The following is a 14,994-nucleotide window of genomic DNA, read 5'->3' on the forward strand; positions in this document are numbered from 1 at the left end:
CGCCTTAGCCCATATGGAAAAAGGCCAGCTTGTTGCCATCCAGGTCGCGAAAATAGCCGGCATAGAAGCCCGGCATGCGCTCACCCGGCGCGCCTTCGTCACTGGCTCCGAGGGCGATGGCCATGGCATGCAGGCGGTCAACGTTTTCGCGGGAGCCGGCCGGCAGGGCCACCATGTTGCCATTGCCGACGCTGGCCGGTTGCTTGTCGAAGGGCAGGCAGACACCGAGCATCGGCTTGCCCATGCTCTGGCCGTAGAAGGCGGCGCGACCGGTGTCCATCAGGGGCTTGGCGCCCAGTTCGGCGAGCAGGGTGCCGTAGAAGGCCTTGGCCTTGTCCAGATCATTGCTGCCGACCGTGCAGTATCCAATCATCGTTTCGTTCTCCAGTGCAGGCCGTTGATGACCTGTATCAAGGGGCTGAGCTCCCGGGCGTGGCGTAATTAACACATGCTAGCTCTTTGCCAAGGCTTGTGACGGGCTAGGCTGAGAGATGCAGCTAAGCACAGGGGATGGGCGTGCTCAAACTTTATCGGGCGGTGGAAAACAGGCGGAGGGCCTGGGCCAGGCCGCCGGGAGATTATAGGTGTCGATGCCGCCTGTACTGAGCGCTGGCCGTTCGCCTTCCTGGGCGTCTGCCGTGCTGCTGGCACTGCTTTATTACCTGAGTGCGCGCCTGGGCATGCAGCTGTTCGCCCTGCAGCCGAGCAATATGACCCTGATCTGGTTGCCTTTCGGCATTGGCCTGGTGCTGTTGGTGCGCCATGGCTGGGGCGCCTTGCCTCTGGTGCTGCTGGCCAGTCTGGCGGCCAACTACCCGGGGCTGAGTGGTCCAGGCTGGCAACAGGGCTTGCTGCATGCCCTGCTGGCCGCCTGTGGCGACAGCCTGAGCGCGGGCCTGGCGGCCTGGCTGTTGCAGCGTCGCCTGCCCGAGGGGCTGCAGCGGGCCCGGGAACTGGGGGCTTTCTGTTTTTACGTGTGCCTGTTGCCGGCCCTGCTGGGCACCGGGCTGATCTGCGCCAATCTGTTCTGGGGCGGCTACCTATCGGGCAAGGCCGCCATGCAGCTGTGGCCGGCGCTGTTGTTGGCCGACAGCCTCGGTGTGCTGTTGGTTTACCCCCTGTATCAGGCCTGGCGCGAGCAGGGTTGGCCGAGCGCGGAGGAATGGCGCTGGATCGTGATCCTGGGCCTGGGCAACCTGCTGCTGATCCTGTTGGCGTTCAATGGCCTGAGCGCCCTGCTTTATCTGATTCTGCCGGTGCTGCTCTGGCTGGTGGTCAAGGTGCGCCTGGCGGGGCTGCATCTGGTGCTGCTGCTCAGCATGCTGGCGCTGATGGCGGTGGCGGCGCGCCAGCCTGGGCCGTTCCGCGGCCTGGAGTCGGCCGAGGCGCACCTGATGTTGCTGGGTTTTGTCATCACCAGTGCCCTGGTGACCCTGTGCCTGGGCCTGTACTACCGCCAGCTGCAGCTGGCCGACAGCTCCCGTGCCCACTGGCAGAGTGAAGCCCTGCACGATCCGCTGACCGGTCTGCTCAATCGCCGTGCCTTTACTCCGCTGCTGGCTGCCGAGCACCAGCGCGTGCTGCGTACCCACAGGCCCTGCGCCCTGGCGTTGCTCGATCTGGATCACTTCAAGGTGGTCAACGATCAATATGGCCATGGGGTGGGTGACGGCGTGCTGGTGCAACTGGCCGTGCTGATGCAGCAGCATGTGCGCGATATCGACAGTGTGGCGCGGGTCGGGGGCGAGGAGTTCGCCATTCTCTTTCCCGAGGCCAGTGCCGAAGAGGCGGCCCAGGCCCTGGAGCGTATCCGCCTGGCCCTGGCTGCCAAGCCCCTGGCGATCGATGGCGAGCAGATCGCCATTACCGTCAGCAGTGGGGTGGTGGGTTATCGCGGAGGCCCGCAGAGTGCCGAGGACCTGCTGGAAGCGGCCGATGCCCAGCTGTACCGGGCCAAACATGGCGGGCGCAATTGCGTGATGTTGGCCGATGAGGTCTTGCCGGCGGCCTGAATGGCCGCTGTGCAACAGCGGCGGTGTTCGGCCTGCTATTGCTTGAGCAGGTACAGCAGCGGCCCGCAGCGCAGCTGGCTGCGCAGCAGGGCGCGGAACTCGGCGGGGTCCTGTTCGGGGTGACGCAGCCAGTGCACAAAGCAGCGCAGGTAGACGCCGGTCAGCAGGCTTTCCTCGACGATGCGCGACAGGTGCAGGGTTTCCCGCCGGGCGGCCTCGCGCCACCACTGCACGGTGCGACTGATGCGCAGGATGCCGCCGATCTGCAGGTGGATATGCCCGGGTTCCAGCTTGTACAGCAGCATCTGTCCGGTGACTGAGCGGTGTGTCGCCAGGCTGTCGAGCCAGGCCAGCAGCAGTTCTTCCAGACGTTGGCCAGCTTCCAGGGGCAGCAGATCGGGTGCCTGGCCGCGGCTCAGCATGGCCAGGTCGGCGCGGTCGAACCAGGCTTCCACTAGCTGATCCTTTTCCCGGTAATGCTGGGCGATGGCATCCAGACCGACGCCCAGGTCGGCGGCCACATCGAACAGGTGCAGGCGCTCCCAGCCGCAGACGTCGGCCAGCTTGAGGGCGCTATCGAGTATCTGTGCGGCGCAGACAGGTGTGGGTTTCATCGGCTTACCTCGCTATCGAGTATGGCCGGTGATTTGCGGGGCTGGGCCGGAAACGACCAACGGAAGCCGAGGCTTCCGTTGTGGGTGGCTTGTAGCCTGTAGGGTGGATCACGCTGTACCGATCCACCGGGGCGATGGTGGATGGATAAAGCGCCATCCACCCTACGAGTGCTTAGCGCCAGTCGTACAGCTCTTTTTCCGAGACCTGGTGCATCTGGCTGACCTGAGCCTGGAAGGCCTGCATCGAGGCCCAGATGCGCCCGTTCAGCTCGCTCTGGGCGGCCAGTTCACCGAGCACCAGGGTGCTTTCATGCTGCATGGCGGCCAGCACTTCGTCGGGGAAGCGCTTGAGCAGGGTGCCCTGCTGCTTCAGCTCAGCCAGGGCCAGGGCGTTGTGGTAGACGTAGTCGTCGAGCATGTCCTGGCTGGCGGCACGGGCGGCCTCGGTAAGGATCGCCTGCAGGTCGGCCGGCAGGCTGTCCAGAGCCTTCTGGTTGATCAGCAGTTCCAGCACCGCCTGGGGTTCCTGCCACCCCGGGTAGTAGTAGAACTTGGCCGCCTTGTGCAGGCCGAAGGCCAGGTCGTTGTAGGGGCTGACCCAGTCGGTGGCGTCGATGGCGTTGGTCTGCAGGGCGGTGAACACCTCGCCACCGGGCAGGTTGACGGTGGTGGCGCCGAGCCTGCTCAGCACCTCGCCGCCCAGGCCGGGCATGCGGATCTTCAGGCCCTTGAGGTCATCCAGGGCGTTGATTTCCTTGTTGTACCAGCCGCCCATCTGCATGCCGGTATTGCCCACCACCAGGGGTTTTACGCCATAGGGGGCATAGGCCTCGTCCCACAGCGCCTGACCGCCACCCTTGCTCAGCCAGGCATTCATTTCGCTGGTGGACAGGCCGAACGGCACGGCGGTGAAGAACTGCGCCGCCGGCACCTTGCCCTTCCAGTAATAGGCGGCGCCATGACCCAGCTCGGCGGTGCCGCGCGACACTGCGTCGAACACCTCCAGCGGCGGCACCAGCTCGCCGCCGGCATACACCTTGATGCTCAGGCGGCCATTGCTCATGGTCTTGACCCGCTCGGCCAGGCGCTCGGCGGCGGTGCCCAGGCCCGGGTAGTTCTTCGGCCAGGCGGTGACCATCTTCCACTGGAAGCTTTCGGCGGCAGGCGTTGCTGCTGCCTGCGGTGCGGCAGGTTCTTCCTTGCAACCGCTCAGGCCGAGGGCGGCGAGCAGGGCGCTGGCGAGCAGCAGAGGGCGGCGGATCATGGAGGCTCCTTGTTGTTGGAAAGTTGAGCGTGTAGCTGAATGCAATCAGGGGTAGGGTGGCTGACGTTTTCTCATCCACCATCGCAGTCGGTGGATGGGCGAAGCGTCATCCACCCTACAAGGTCCAGGCCTTGCCACTAAACATAAGCGCTACGGCCAGCTGTTACAGCGCCTGCAGCTTGGCATAGCTCAGCATCAGCCACTTGCTGCCTTCGCTCTCGAAATTCACCTGCACCCGCGCCTGGGCGCCGGCGCCTTCGAAGTTGAGGATGGTGCCCTCACCGAACAGTGAGTGTTGCACGCGCTGGCCCAGGCTGAAGCCGGTGTCCGGCACGGCGCTGCCGGCGAACAGACTCTCACCGCCCATGCTGCTGTTGCCCAGGTTGCGGCTGACTGCGCCAAACGGCCGGCTGACGCTGTTGCTCAGGCGCACTTCCTGGATCAGCTGCGGCGGTATTTCGCGGACAAAGCGCGACACCTTGTTGTAGGTCTCGCTGCCGTACAGGCGGCGGGTTTCCGCGTAGGTGATCATCAGCTTGCGCATGGCCCGGGTGATGCCGACATAGGCCAGGCGGCGTTCCTCTTCCAGGCGGCCGGGTTCTTCCAGGCTCATCTTGTGCGGGAACAGGCCTTCTTCCATGCCCACCAGAAACACCAGGGGGAACTCCAGGCCCTTGGCGCTGTGCAGGGTCATCAGCTGGATGCTGTCTTCGTTCTCCGCCGCCTGGGTGTCGCCGGCTTCCAGGGAGGCGTGGCTGAGGAAGGCCTGCAGCGGGGTCAGCTCCTCGTCCTCATCGTTCTCGAAGGCGCGGGCGGCGCTGACCAGTTCTTCCAGGTTTTCGATGCGCGCCTGGGCTTTCTCGCCTTTCTCGGCCTTGTGATAGGCGATCAGCCCGCTCTGCTCGATCACCGTCTGGGTCATCAGGTGCAGGGGCATGCTCAGCACCTTGGCGGCGAGGTTCTCGATCAGCTCGATAAAGCCGGCCAGGGCGCCCGAGGCGCGGGCCGGCAGGGCCTTGGCGGCGACCATCAGGCGGATCGCCTCCCACATGGAGACATCATGGCCACGGGCGTATTCGCGGATGGCTTCGACGCTCTTCTCGCCGATGCCGCGGGCCGGCACATTGATGATGCGCTCCAGGGCTGCATCGTTGCCGCGCCCATCGAGCAGGCGCAGGTAGGCCATGGCATTCTTGATTTCGGCGCGTTCGAAGAAGCGCTGACCGCCATAGATGCGATAGGGGATCTTCTCGCGCAGCAGGGCTTCTTCGAGCACCCGCGACTGGGCGTTGGAGCGGTAGAGGATGGCAATTTCGCTGCGCTTGAGGCCGTCCTTGCGCAGGGCATCCTCGATGGACTCCACCACATAGCGCGCTTCGTCGTGCTCGTTGAACGCCGAGTACAGGCTGATCGGCTCGCCGTCGCCGTCCTCGGTCCACAGCTCCTTGCCCAAACGGCCCTGGTTGTTGGCGATCAGCGCATTGGCGGCCTTGAGGATGCCGGCGCTGGAGCGATAGTTCTGCTCCAGGCGGATCACCTGGGCGCCGGCGAAATCATCGGAGAACTGCTGGATATTCTCGATCCGCGCGCCGCGCCAGCCGTAGATCGACTGGTCGTCGTCGCCCACCACCATCAGGCTGTCGCCGCCTTTGGCGAGCATCCGCAGCCAGGCGTATTGCACGGCGTTGGTGTCCTGGAACTCGTCCACCAGGATATGCCGGAAGCGCCGCTGGTAATGTTCCAGCAGGCCCGGCTTGTCGCGCCACAGGTCGAGGGCGCGCAGCAGCAACTCGGAGAAGTCGATGACGCCTGCGCGGGCGCAAGCCGCCTCGTAGGCTTGGTAGATGCTCAGCATGGTGGCCAGGAACAGGTCACCACCGGCCTGGATATGCTGCGGGCGCAGGCCTTCGTCCTTCTGCCCGTTGATAAACCACTGGGCCTGCTTGGCCGGCCAGCGCTGCTCGTCCAGGCCCAGCTCGCGGATCACCCGCTTGATCAGGCGTTGCTGGTCGTCGGAATCGAGGATCTGGAAGTTCTCCGCCAGCCCCGCTTCCTGCCAGTGCGCGCGCAGCAGGCGATGGGCCAGGCCGTGGAAGGTGCCGACCCACATGCCGGCCGGATTGATGCCGAGCATCTGTTCGATGCGCGCGCGCATCTCGGCGGCGGCCTTGTTGGTAAAGGTCACCGACAGAATGCTGTGGGGCGAGGCCTTTTCGATCTGGATCAGCCAGGCAATACGGTGCACCAGCACGCGGGTCTTGCCCGAGCCGGCGCCGGCCAGTACCAGTTGCCGGCCGAGCGGAGCGGCCACGGCCTGGACCTGGGCATCGTTGAGGGAAGCGAGGAGAAGTTCGGGATCATTTTGCATCGCCGCATTCTATGGGGCGGGACCGGGCAGGGCAAACCAGCACGACCGATGTCAGCCGATCAGCGGTCGGCACCCCGCAAGGGGCTGTTGCGGCTCGGGCGCTGATCGAAAGTAGGGGTATCAGGCTGGCAAATGGCCGCCAGGGGATCTTGGGCGATGCGTCTAGCTCGGGTATGCTGCGCCGACGCGTGTGTCCCGGAGGCGTTTTTTGCGCCTGGCTGTAGAGACCTCCGGTACGCCAAGGCAACCATTACAAGAAAATCGCCTGTGACCGCATCCACTTCATCCACCGTGGCCAGTGCGGACCTGCCGGAATCGCCCCGGCAGATCATGCAGCAGTTCGCCACGGACATTGCCGCCGAGCGCACCCGTTTGCTCTATCAGGGCTCATTGGTGCCGACTCTCTTTACCCTGCTCAATGGTGTGGCCTGTGCCCTGTTGCTGTGGGATTCCCAGGCCCATGGCCTGCTGTCCGGCTGGCTGGTCTGGCTGGGGCTGCTCGGCGGCCTGCGCCTGGTGCAGGTGCGTGCCTTCAACCAGACCACGCCCGCCCGGCAGGCCGAGCCGCGCTGGCGCCAGCGCTTTCTCCTGGGGGCCGGCGCCTCGGGGCTGACCCTGGCCTTTGCCGCCATCTGGCTGGTGCCGGCCGATGTGTTTCATCTGCAGGTGGTGGTCTACGGCCTGATTGCGGCGGCCATTCTCTCTGCCAGCGTGGCCTATGCGGTCAGCCTGGCGGCCTTTCTGAGTTTCGCCCTGCCTTGTCTGCTGCCCACCGTGGCCTACCTGCTGCTGGAAGGCAACAGCCTGCAGCGCGGCTGGGGCCTGCTCGGCCTGATTCTGCTGGCGTCGTTGCTGGTGGTGGCCTGGCAGGTCAATCGCCTGGTGCAGCGCAGCCTGCTGCAGCGTTTTCAGAATCAGGCGCTGATCAGCAACCTGCAGCTGGCCAAGCAGCAGGCCGATGGCCTGAACGACGAGCTGGCGCGGGAGGTGGAACAGCGTCGCCGGGCTGAGCGTGAATTGCGCCAGACCCATGATGAGCTGGAAATGCGCGTGGCCGAGCGCACCCTGGAGCTGGACGCCGCCAGCCATGCCCTGAGCAAGAGCCAGGCGCGCCTGGCCCTGGCTATCGAGGCCAGCGAACTGGGCCTGTGGGACTGGAACCTGGAAAGCGACGAGGTGCACCATTCCCGGCTCAAGGAGATCTTCGGCCTGGCGCCCGAGTCGGTGCAGGTGATGCTGCGCGACCTCAAGCCGCGCCTGCACCCGGATGATCTGCCGGTGCTGCGCCGCGCCCTGGTCGAACACATGAAGGGACGCAGCGACGGCTACCAGGTGGAATACCGCATCAAGCACGCCGATGGCCGCTGGGTGTGGATCGAGGACCGCGGCCGCGCCGTGGAGTGGGGCCCTGATGGCCGCGTGCTGCGCATGCTTGGCACGCGGCGCAATATCAGCGAGCGCAAGGTGCAGGAGGAGCAGCAGCGGCTGTCGGCCACGGTGTTCGAGGCGGCCAGCGAAGGCATCGTCATTCTCGACCCCCATTACCGCCTGCTGGCGATCAACCAGGCCTTCACCCTGGTCACCGGCTACAGCCGCGAAGAAGTGGTCGGCAAGAACGTGGCGGTGCTGATGAGCAGCCGCGAGAGCCGCCGTCAGTACCAGCTGATCCGCCTGGAGCTGGAAAGCCGTGGCAGCTGGCAGGGCGAACTGATCGAGACGCGCAAGAACGGCGAGCTGTACCCGCAGTGGCTGCAACTCAATGTGGTGCGCGACAACCAGGGCCGGGTCAGCCATATCGTCGGCTTCTTCGCCGACCTGTCGTCGCGCCGCGAGGCCGAGGAGCGCCTGCGCTACCTGTCCCATTACGACGAGCTGACCGGCCTGGCCAACCGCACCCTGTTCAAGGAGCGCCTGCACGAGGCCGGCCAGCGCGCCCGCCAGAGTGGGCGCAGCATCGCCCTGCTGCACGTCAACCTGGACCGCTTCAAGCTGCTCAACGACAGCCTTGGTCATGAGGTGGCCGACCAGCTGCTGCGCCAGACCAGCCGGCGTCTGACCCAGGCGGTGCCCGAGGCCGACACCCTGGCCCGCCTGTCCGGCGACGAATTCGCCATCCTCCTCGATTCCTACGGCAGCCTGTCCAGCCTGGCGCGGCTTGCCAGCCGCCTGCTGACCAAGCTGCGCGTGCCCATGACCGTGGGCGGCCACGAGCTGGTGGTGTCGGCCTCGGTCGGCATCAGCCTGCTGCCGGACAATGCCCGGGAAGTCTCGGCCCTGGTCAGCCAGGCGAACATGGCCATGCAGCACGCCAAGCACCTGGGCGGCAACACCTTCCAGTTCTTCACCGACAACCTGCAGGCCTGCACCCTGGAGCGCCTGCAGCTGGAAAACCAGCTGCGCAAGGCCATCGACGAGGGCCAGCTGGAGGTGTTCTACCAGCCCAAGCTGTGCCTGGCCGATGATCGCCTGGGCGCCGCCGAGGCCCTGGTGCGCTGGCGCCACCCGCAACTGGGCCTGGTGCCGCCCAGCGACTTTATCGCCCTGGCCGAGGAAACCGGGCTGATCGCCCCCATCGGCGAATTCGTCCTGCGCCAGGCCTGCCAGCAGGCCCGTGCCTGGCAGCTGCAGGGCCTGGCGCAGATCCGCGTGTCGGTGAACCTCTCGGTGCATCAGCTGCGCCAGGGCAATCTGGTCAGCCTGGTGCGCCTGGTGCTGGATGAGACCGGCCTGGCACCACAGTTCCTGGAGCTGGAGCTGACCGAAAGCCAGCTGCTGGACAATGTCGAGAGCGTGATTGCCACCTTCCACCAGCTGCGCAACCTGGGGGTCAAGCTGGCGATCGACGACTTCGGCACCGGCTATTCCTCGCTGAGCTACCTCAAGCGCTTCCCGGTGGACTACGTGAAGATCGACCAGACCTTTATCCGCGACCTGTCGCCGGGCAGCGAGGACGCCGCCATCACCCGCGCCATTATCGCCATGGCCCACAGCCTGGAACTCAAGGTGGTGGCCGAGGGCGTGGAAACCCAGGAGCAGATGGACTTTCTCAAGAGCCAGCAGTGCGACGAGCTGCAGGGCTACCTGATCAGCAAACCGGTGCCGGCCGAGCAGTTCGCCCTGCTGCTGCGCGAGCATGCGCAGTAGCGCGGCCGCTTATGGGGGGGGCATGACCGGCCCTAAGTTGGGTGACCCGTCGCGACCCCCGGCCTAGGCTGGGCGCTTTGCTCTCGGAGTCTGCCCATGCTGCGCCCCCTGGTTCTGGCTGCCCTGTTGTTGCTTGCCGGTTGCGCGCAAAACCCCGCGGATCTGCCGCTCTGGCGCAGTGCCGAACAGGCGCCGCCCAGCCTGCAATACCTGGGGGTGGGCGGTTATCTGCTGCGCTGGCAAGGTGAGGCGCTGCTGTTTGCGCCGTCCTTCAGCAACCCCGCCAGCCTCGGCCAGCCGCCGCTGCGGGTAGAGGCCGACACGGCCAGGATCGACCGCCTGATGCCGCCGGCCGCCGATGTCAGCATGCTGCTGGTGGGCCACGCCCACTACGACCACCTGCTGGATGTGCCGCATATCCTCCAGACCCACAGCCCCGAGGCGCGGGTCTATGGCTCCAAGACCATGGGCCATATCCTCGCCGCCGTGATCCCGCGTTCGCGCATCGTCGATGCCGAGGCGGCCATGGCCCGGGGCGCCGAGCCTGGGCAGTGGTTCCATTCGCCCCAGCGGCGCATCCGCGCCATGGCCATCGAGAGCGAGCACGCGCCGCACCTGTTCGGCATCAAGCTGCTTACCGGCCGCTATGACCAGGACCTGACTGAACTGCCGCGTAGCACCTTCGGCTGGCGCGAGGGCCAGACCCTGGCCTGGCTGGTGGACCTGCTCGACGAACAGGGCCAGCCGGTCTATCGCATCCATTACCAGGACGCCGCCAGCAGCCCGCCCCTGGGCCTGCCGCCGCAGTTGCCGGACAGCAAGCGGGTGGATGTGGCGGTACTCTGCGTCGGTGCCTGGAACCAGGCTGCGGCCTATCCCCGGGTACTGCTGCAGCGCCTGCAGCCGCGCCTGGCGGTGCTCGGCCACTGGGAAGACTTCTTCGGCAACGACCCGCACCAGCCCCAGGGCCTGCGCCTGCAGAATATCCGCGCCATGGTCGCGCTCACCCGCGAACACCTGCCCGCCGATGGCCAGCTTAAGCTGCCGGTGCCCTTCGCCTTTCTGCCGCTGCCGCCCCCGGCGCGCTGACAGCGTCGGCCGGGCTCCCTCTATAGCTCGCGGCGCTCCGTAGGGTGCGCCGTGCGCACCGATCCTGAGACGTGCACTCAGGCTTGTCCTGCGTTGGCCTGAGCCGCTACTGTCGCCGCCTAATCTGCCGCGAGAGCTCTGCATGTCGCCCGTCGATCGCCGTCCGGCCAACGCCACCCTGATCCTGCTGGCTTCGCTCTACTGCGCCCAGGGCCTGCCTTCCGGGTTGCTGGCCCACTCCCTGCCGGTGCTGCTGCGCCAGCACGGTGTCGACCTGGCGCTGATCGGCCTGCTCAAGCTGCTGGCCCTACCCTGGCTGCTCAAGGCCCTGTGGGCGCCCTGGATCGACCGCATGGCCTCCAGGCGTCTGGGCCATCACCGCGGCTGGATCTTGCCGCTGCAGCTGACGGTGATCGGCATCCTCGCCGGCCTGGCCCTGCTCGGCCCGCAGTGGCTGTTCGGCAGCGGCCTGTGGCTGCTGCTGGGGCTATTGCTGCTGATCAACCTGGCCGCCGCCACCCAGGACATCGCCACCGATGGCCTCACCGTGCGCCTGCTGCCGGAGCGCTGGCGCGGCCTGGGGAACAGCCTGCAGGTGGGCGGCTACAAGATCGGCATGCTGGTCAGCGGCAGCGGCCTGCTGCTGTTTGTCGACCAGCTGGGCTGGGCCCTGAGCCTGGGCCTAGTGGCCGGATTGCTGGTGCTGATGACCCTGCCCATCGCCCGTTTCGACGAGCGCCGTCGCCTGCCGTTCCAGCCGGCTCTGGCCGAACCCGCCGGCCCCGGATTGCTCCTGCGGCATTACCGCGGCTTGCTGCTGCAGCCGGGCATGGGCCTGTGGCTGGCGGTGCTGCTGGCATTCAAGCTGGGCGATGCCCTGGGCTCGCCGATGATCAAGCCGATGCTGGTGGACCAGGCCTGGAGCAATGCGGCCCTGGGCCAGCTGACCCTGCTCAGCAGCCTGGCCGGTATCGGCGGCGCCCTGTTGGGTGGTCTGCTTTATGCGCGCCTCGGCGCCCTGCGCGCGCTGCTGCTGGGCGGGCTGCTGCAGGCCATTGGCATCGCCGCCATGGCCCTGCTGGTGGGCCAGGGGGCTCAGGTCGGGCTGGTGTATGGCGTCAGCCTGTTCGAGCAAATCGCCGATGGCCTGTCCACCGTGGCGCTGTTTGCGGCGATGATGCGTCAGTGCCGCGCCGAGCACGAGGGCGCCGACTTCACCCTGCAGGCCAGTGTGCAACTGCTGCTGGCCGGCCTGGTGGGGGCGTCCAGCGGCTGGTTGGCCCAGCAACTGGGCTTTGCCGGGCTGTTTACCTGGGCTGGCCTGCTGGGCCTGCTGGCGCTGCCGCTGGTGCTGCTGTACTTCCGGCGCTACGGGCGCCAGCCTGCTAGAGTGAACTGACCTGTCACCTCGCCTGAGGTCTTTTCATGTGCGCTACACGGCTGTTGCGCCTGCTTCTGGGGCTGCTGGTCCTGGCTGGAATGCCTGTCCGCGCCGACACCTTTATGGTCTATGGGGCCTACGATGGCTTCCCCAAGTACTACGAGGAAAACGGCCAGGCCAAGGGCATCGTGGTGGAGATCACGCGCTACTGCCTGGATGAGATGCAACTGCCCTATCAGATCAAACTGCTGCCCTGGATGCGCGCCTATACCCATGCCGAGCGTGGCGGCGGTGGGGTGATCGGTCTGTCCAGGAGTCAGGAGCGCGAGGCGCTGTTCGACTTTTCCGAGCCGATCTTTACCGAGCGCATCGTGCTGCTGGTCAAGCAGGGGCGTGAGTTTGCCTACCAGACCCTCGATGATCTGCGTGACAGGCTGGTGGGAGTCAGCATCGGCACCAGTTACGGCACCGCCTTCGACCAGGCGGTGGCCGATGGCCGCCTGACCATCGTCGGCTTCAACGACGTGCGCAATGGCCTGGCCATGCTGGAACGCAAGCGCATCGATGCCATCCTGCTCGGCTCCAGCGTGGATGTGCGCACACTGGCCGAGGGCAACCCGACTCTGCAGGGCGCGGCCTTCAGTACGCTGCCGGTGCCGTTCAAGACCGACAGCAAGTACCTGGGTATCGCCAAGAGCCTGAAGATGGGCTGGTTTCTCCAGCGCTTCAATCAGTGCCTGGCCCAGGGCCATGCCAGCGGCCTGTTTGAGCCGATCATCTACCGCTACAGCAACTGAGCTGTTTCCTCCCTTCCTAGTCCCAGACGCGGGCCGCTGTTGCAACCCAATCAAAGATGGCTGTCTTGCCGAGCGCCAGGGGCAATGCTTGCGTCTGGATCAGAGCGATGGAGGTTGCAATGCCCAAACCCGCGAACCTGAGTGTCGGCCTGCGCCTGCTGCTGGCCTCCCAGGCCATGGCGCCGCTGGCGGTCAAGTTGAGCCTGGTGCAGCAGCTGGGGCCGGAAAAAGCCGCGCAGCTCGCACCGCATATGCCGGCCGGACAGCTGCGCGAACTGATCCTGGCCATGCCGGTGGCCTTCGCCGCCCAGGTGACCCGCCATCTCGACCCGCGGCTGATCCTCGACACCTACCTCAGCCTGCCGGACAGCCTGCACCTGGAGGTGGCCCGTCAGCTCTGCGCCGACGGCGCCTTCGCCACCGCCGCGCGCTATGCCGAGTGCCTGTCGGCCAAGCAGATTCGCGTGCTGATCTACGGCATCAACGATGCCCGGCATGTGCTGCAGATCGCCCGGCATATCGTCGACATGCCGCTGATCAGCGACAGCCTGCGCAGCTTTTCCACCGGCTACCTGTGCAAGCTGACCGAAGCGGCCGCCGCCGACCGCAACCTCACCGTCGCCGCCCAGGTGTTGGGTGGCCTGCCTCTGGCACGCCAGGCCGACGTCTGCGCCGGCCTGCAGCCCAGTACCCTGCGCCACCTGCTGCCGCTGTTGCTGCTGGTCAGCGGTGAGGGCTTGCGCCAGCAGCTGCCGGAGGCGGTGCTGCAGGCGTTCGAGGCGCAGCTGGCGTAGGGGCGTGGTGGGCTATTCCATCCACTGCCGGCCATGGCGTTCCAGCAGGTGCTGCAGCTGTTCCGGGCCATTGCTGCCGGCGGGGTAGGGGCGCGGGCTCTGATAGTGCTGGTGCCAGCCCTGGAGGATGGGGTCGACCCAGCGCCAGGCCGCTTCCACTTCGTCGCGGCGCATAAACAGCGTCGAGTCGCCCTCGATCACGTCCAGCAGCAGGCGTTCGTAGGCATCCCAGCGGCGCTGTTTGTGGAAGGCGTCAGCCAGGTTGAGGTCCAGTTCCACCGGTTGCAGGTGCATGCCCTTGCCCGGGCTCTTGCTCATCAGCTGCAGGCTGATGCGCTCCTCCGGTTGCAGGCGGATCAGCAGACGGTTGGCTTCGCCTTCGCCGAACAGCTGGTGCGGCACCGGCTTGAACTGGATAAGGATTTCCGAGGTTTTCTTCGCCAGGCGCTTGCCTGTGCGCAGGTAGAAGGGCACGCCGGCCCAGCGCCAGTTGTCGATCTCGGCCTGCACGGCGACAAAGGTTTCGGTGTCGCTGTCGTTATCCACGTTCTTTTCGAAGTAGTAGGCCGGCACGTCGTGGCCGCCGATGCGGCCGGCGCTGTACTGGCCGCGCACGGTCTTGTCGCGCACGTCCAGGCCGCTGATCGGCTTGAGCGCTTCGAGGATCTTCACCTTCTCGTTGCGCACCGACTCGGCGTCGAAACGCACCGGCGCTTCCATGGCCACCAGGCAGAGCAGCTGCAGCAGGTGGTTCTGCACCATGTCACGCATGGCCCCGGCCTTTTCATAGTAGGCGCCGCGGTTTTCCACGCCGAGGCTTTCGCACACACTGATCTGCACATGGTCGATATGCCCGGCGCGCCAGATCGGTTCGAACAGGGCGTTGGCGAAGCGCAGCGCCATCAGGTTCTGCACCGTCTCCTTGCCCAGGTAGTGGTCGATGCGGAAGACCCGGGACTCGTCGAACACCGCGCCAATGGCGGCGTTGATCGCCTGGGCCGACTCAAGCGAATGGCCGATGGGTTTTTCCAGCACGATCCGCGCGTTGTCGCCGGCCAACCCGGCTGTGTGCAGGTAGGCGGCGATATCCTCGAACAGGTCTGGCGCGGTGGCCAGGTAGTGGATGCGCACCCGCTCGGGGGCGGCGCCCAGGTGGCGGGCCAGGCGGCCGAAGTCGGCACTCTGGCTGGCGTCCATGGCGAAGTAATCGAGGCGGTCGGCAAAGCCCTGCCAGGTCTGCATGTCGAAGTCGGCACGGGCCACCTGGGCGCGGCAATGCCGCTCGGCCAGGGCCTGAAAGGCGGTGCGGCTGTGGGCGCTGCGGGCCAGGGCGATAATGCGCATGTCGCGATGCAGGCGGCCGGCGCGGTGCAGGTGGTAGAGCGCTGGCAGCAGCTTGTGCAGGGCCAGGTCGCCGGTGCCGCCGAACACCAGCATGTCGCAGGGGATGCTCAAGGTGGGAACTCCGACTCGGTTTAGCCGTGCGGTGAGTGCGTCCATGTAGTATAACTACAAGGCCACTACAACCCGT

The 14,994-nt window shown here is 66.3% G+C and carries 11 protein-coding genes; 6 read left to right on the forward strand and 5 right to left on the reverse strand.

The genetic code is table 11. The annotated features are described in order from the left end of the window. Nucleotides 1-4: 4 nt before the first annotated feature. Nucleotides 5-373, reverse strand: a complete 369-nt coding sequence (locus GJV18_RS02280; protein WP_160343104.1) for a VOC family protein — start codon at nt 371-373, stop codon at nt 5-7. Nucleotides 374-590: 217 nt separating this feature from the next. On the opposite strand from GJV18_RS02280, the gene GJV18_RS02285 reads away from it, so the two are divergent. Continuing rightward, nucleotides 591-2,012 (forward strand): GGDEF domain-containing protein, encoded by a 1,422-nt coding sequence (locus GJV18_RS02285; RefSeq protein ID WP_233280107.1) that lies wholly within the window; start codon nt 591-593, stop codon nt 2,010-2,012. Between the two features lie 35 nt (nt 2,013-2,047). Here GJV18_RS02285 and GJV18_RS02290 read toward each other — a convergent pair whose 3' ends face one another. The 3 genes from GJV18_RS02290 to uvrD all read right to left on the reverse strand — a co-directional run bounded on the left by GJV18_RS02290 (nt 2,048) and on the right by uvrD (nt 6,258). Further along, complete coding sequence (locus GJV18_RS02290) at nt 2,048-2,626, reverse strand: TetR/AcrR family transcriptional regulator (protein ID WP_160343106.1); 579 nt, start codon at nt 2,624-2,626, stop codon at nt 2,048-2,050. Between the two features lie 172 nt (nt 2,627-2,798). Then, nucleotides 2,799-3,890, reverse strand: coding sequence for a TRAP transporter substrate-binding protein (locus tag GJV18_RS02295; RefSeq protein ID WP_160343107.1), 1,092 nt, complete (start codon nt 3,888-3,890; stop codon nt 2,799-2,801). Between the two features lie 163 nt (nt 3,891-4,053). Then, nucleotides 4,054-6,258 carry a DNA helicase II gene (gene uvrD / locus GJV18_RS02300; RefSeq protein WP_160343108.1) on the reverse strand — a complete coding sequence of 735 codons (2,205 nt, stop codon included), beginning with the start codon at nt 6,256-6,258 and terminating at the stop codon, nt 4,054-4,056. A gap of 267 nt (nt 6,259-6,525) precedes the next feature. Between uvrD and GJV18_RS02305 the strand changes: the two genes are divergently transcribed. The 5 genes from GJV18_RS02305 to GJV18_RS02325 all read left to right on the forward strand — a co-directional run bounded on the left by GJV18_RS02305 (nt 6,526) and on the right by GJV18_RS02325 (nt 13,463). Continuing rightward, nucleotides 6,526-9,402 carry a putative bifunctional diguanylate cyclase/phosphodiesterase gene (locus tag GJV18_RS02305; RefSeq protein WP_160343109.1) on the forward strand — a complete coding sequence of 959 codons (2,877 nt, stop codon included), beginning with the start codon at nt 6,526-6,528 and terminating at the stop codon, nt 9,400-9,402. A gap of 96 nt (nt 9,403-9,498) precedes the next feature. Continuing rightward, a complete protein-coding gene (locus GJV18_RS02310) occupies nt 9,499-10,491 on the forward strand; it encodes an MBL fold metallo-hydrolase (RefSeq protein ID WP_233280062.1) in 993 nt (330 codons plus the stop codon). A 142-nt stretch (nt 10,492-10,633) separates the two neighbouring features. After that, nucleotides 10,634-11,890, forward strand: a complete 1,257-nt coding sequence (locus GJV18_RS02315) for an MFS transporter (protein ID WP_160343110.1) — start codon at nt 10,634-10,636, stop codon at nt 11,888-11,890. An 80-nt stretch (nt 11,891-11,970) separates the two neighbouring features. Next, nucleotides 11,971-12,669 carry a substrate-binding periplasmic protein gene (locus GJV18_RS02320; protein ID WP_160343111.1) on the forward strand — a complete coding sequence of 233 codons (699 nt, stop codon included), beginning with the start codon at nt 11,971-11,973 and terminating at the stop codon, nt 12,667-12,669. A gap of 119 nt (nt 12,670-12,788) precedes the next feature. Beyond that, nucleotides 12,789-13,463: a hypothetical protein gene (locus GJV18_RS02325; RefSeq protein WP_160343112.1), complete on the forward strand. Its 675-nt coding sequence runs from the start codon at nt 12,789-12,791 to the stop codon at nt 13,461-13,463. 12 nt (nt 13,464-13,475) lie between these two features. On the opposite strand, the gene zwf is transcribed toward GJV18_RS02325, so the two are convergent. Then, nucleotides 13,476-14,963 carry a glucose-6-phosphate dehydrogenase gene (zwf, locus tag GJV18_RS02330; protein ID WP_160343113.1) on the reverse strand — a complete coding sequence of 496 codons (1,488 nt, stop codon included), beginning with the start codon at nt 14,961-14,963 and terminating at the stop codon, nt 13,476-13,478. Between the last annotated feature and the right edge of the window lie 31 nt (nt 14,964-14,994).

The sequence above is a fragment of the Pseudomonas xionganensis genome (assembly GCF_009763245.1).
GTDB lineage: Bacteria > Pseudomonadota > Gammaproteobacteria > Pseudomonadales > Pseudomonadaceae > Aquipseudomonas > Aquipseudomonas xionganensis.

Coding starts and splice junctions, on each gene's coding strand:
- GJV18_RS02280 (WP_160343104.1), bottom strand. CDS start 373: ATGATTGGATACTGCACGGTCGGCAGCAATGATCTGGACAAGGCCAAG.
- GJV18_RS02285 (WP_233280107.1), top strand. CDS start 591: ATGCCGCCTGTACTGAGCGCTGGCCGTTCGCCTTCCTGGGCGTCTGCC.
- GJV18_RS02290 (WP_160343106.1), bottom strand. CDS start 2,626: ATGAAACCCACACCTGTCTGCGCCGCACAGATACTCGATAGCGCCCTC.
- GJV18_RS02295 (WP_160343107.1), bottom strand. CDS start 3,890: ATGATCCGCCGCCCTCTGCTGCTCGCCAGCGCCCTGCTCGCCGCCCTC.
- uvrD (WP_160343108.1), bottom strand. CDS start 6,258: ATGCAAAATGATCCCGAACTTCTCCTCGCTTCCCTCAACGATGCCCAG.
- GJV18_RS02310 (WP_233280062.1), top strand. CDS start 9,499: ATGCTGCGCCCCCTGGTTCTGGCTGCCCTGTTGTTGCTTGCCGGTTGC.
- GJV18_RS02315 (WP_160343110.1), top strand. CDS start 10,634: ATGTCGCCCGTCGATCGCCGTCCGGCCAACGCCACCCTGATCCTGCTG.
- GJV18_RS02320 (WP_160343111.1), top strand. CDS start 11,971: ATGCCTGTCCGCGCCGACACCTTTATGGTCTATGGGGCCTACGATGGC.
- GJV18_RS02325 (WP_160343112.1), top strand. CDS start 12,789: ATGCCCAAACCCGCGAACCTGAGTGTCGGCCTGCGCCTGCTGCTGGCC.
- zwf (WP_160343113.1), bottom strand. CDS start 14,963: ATGGACGCACTCACCGCACGGCTAAACCGAGTCGGAGTTCCCACCTTG.